This is a genomic window from Flavobacterium sp., from assembly GCF_039916025.1.
In the GTDB taxonomy this organism is placed as follows: domain Bacteria; phylum Bacteroidota; class Bacteroidia; order Flavobacteriales; family Flavobacteriaceae; genus Flavobacterium.
Window position 1 is genome coordinate 1 of record NZ_JBDSMB010000063.1, and the last position, 1,558, is coordinate 1,558.

2 protein-coding genes are annotated in these 1,558 nt (G+C 33.8%); both read left to right on the top strand.

Annotation, left to right across the window (positions count from 1 at the left end; all coding sequences use genetic code 11):
* Window positions 1-106: 106 nt before the first annotated feature.
* Window positions 107-808: a rhodanese-like domain-containing protein gene (locus tag ABIQ27_RS03615; RefSeq protein ID WP_348032138.1), complete on the top strand. Its 702-nt coding sequence runs from the start codon at window positions 107-109 to the stop codon at window positions 806-808.
* Between the two features lies 1 nt (window position 809).
* Complete coding sequence (locus tag ABIQ27_RS03620; RefSeq protein ID WP_348032140.1) at window positions 810-1,484, top strand: DUF2461 domain-containing protein; 675 nt, start codon at window positions 810-812, stop codon at window positions 1,482-1,484.
* Window positions 1,485-1,558: the final 74 nt, after the last annotated feature.

The following is a 1,558-nucleotide window of genomic DNA, read 5'->3' on the forward strand; positions in this document are numbered from 1 at the left end:
GCATCCTGAACGAACGGAAAACATAGTAAAAACAACACATCAGACTTATAAAATTTTTAATCTTTAGTATTGCTCAAATTTGTAATTTAGCCTAAAATTTAAAAGCATGCAATCAAAATTTATTTCCCTAGTATTATTGAGTTTTCTATTTATAAGCTGCCACGGACAAACATCCAAAGCTATTCATACTATTGATGCAAAATCATATGCTGAAAAGCTGAAAACAAATAAAAATCCACAATTATTAGATGTTAGAACTCCGGAAGAATATAGTTCCGGACATATTGGCGATGCAAAAAATGTGAATTGGAATGACGATAATTTTGTTACAGATGCCAGTAAATATGATAAATCAAAACCAATTTTTGTGTATTGCAAATTGGGCGGAAGAAGCGAAAAAGCCGCAGATAAATTAGCTGAATTGGGTTTCAAGGAAATCTATAATCTTGATGGCGGAATTATGAAATGGAACGCACAAGGCAACGCTAATGCTGAGCCAAGTACACGAATCATCGGAATGTGTGATCAGGAATATGGAGAATTAACTAAATCAAGCGATAGGGTTATGATTGATTTCAACGCCAAATGGTGTACGCCTTGTCAAAAAATGAAGCCATATATTTTGAAGTTTCAAACAGAAATGAAAGATAGGATTAAAATTGTACAGTTGGATGCCGATGAAAACAAAACTATCGTAGAACAAATGAAATTAGATAGTCTGCCAACGATTATCGTTTATGAAAAAGGAAAAGAAGTTTGGCGAAACGTAGGCTATATTTCGGAAGAAGATTTAAAAAAGCATTTGTAATATGATAACCAAAGAAGCTGCCCAATTTCTTGCAGATTTAGTTGCCAATAACAATACCGAATGGATGCATGCCAACAAGAAAAGGTATGAAAACTACAAGAAAGATTATCACAATTATATTGCATTAATTTTGGCAGAGCTAAAGCCTTTGGACAAATCATTGGAGCCATTGGAAGTCAAAAACTGCACGTTTAGAATCAATCGTGATATTCGTTTTTCAAAAGACAAATCGCCATACAAAACCAATATTGGCTGTTGGTTTACCCAAAATAAATTCTCAAAAAACAGCCCTGGTTATTATATCCATTTCGAAAAAGGGAAATCCTTTATTGCTGGTGGAGTTTGGTGTCCGGAACCTCATGAATTAAAACGCATCCGAAAAGAAATTGCTTTTTTTTATGAAGATCTGGAAGCGATTGTCAATGATAAAAAATTCAAATCAGAATTTGGCGCATTGACCCGTGATGAAAATAATACGCTAAAAAAAGCACCTAAGGATTTTGAAGCAGATCATCCTGCTATTGAATTTTTGAAATTAAAAAGCTTCACTGCTTCTGAAAAAATCGATGACAAACTATTTTTAGATAAAGATTTTAGTAAAATCGTCGCGCAAAAATTGATTACGCTAAAACCAATGAATGATTTTTTAAACCGGGCGCTGGAAACGGAAGATTAAACAAATGTCTAAAAAACGAATTCTATTTCTTGGCGAAACTTATCGCGCTGATGCTATTACCTGGATGAATGGCC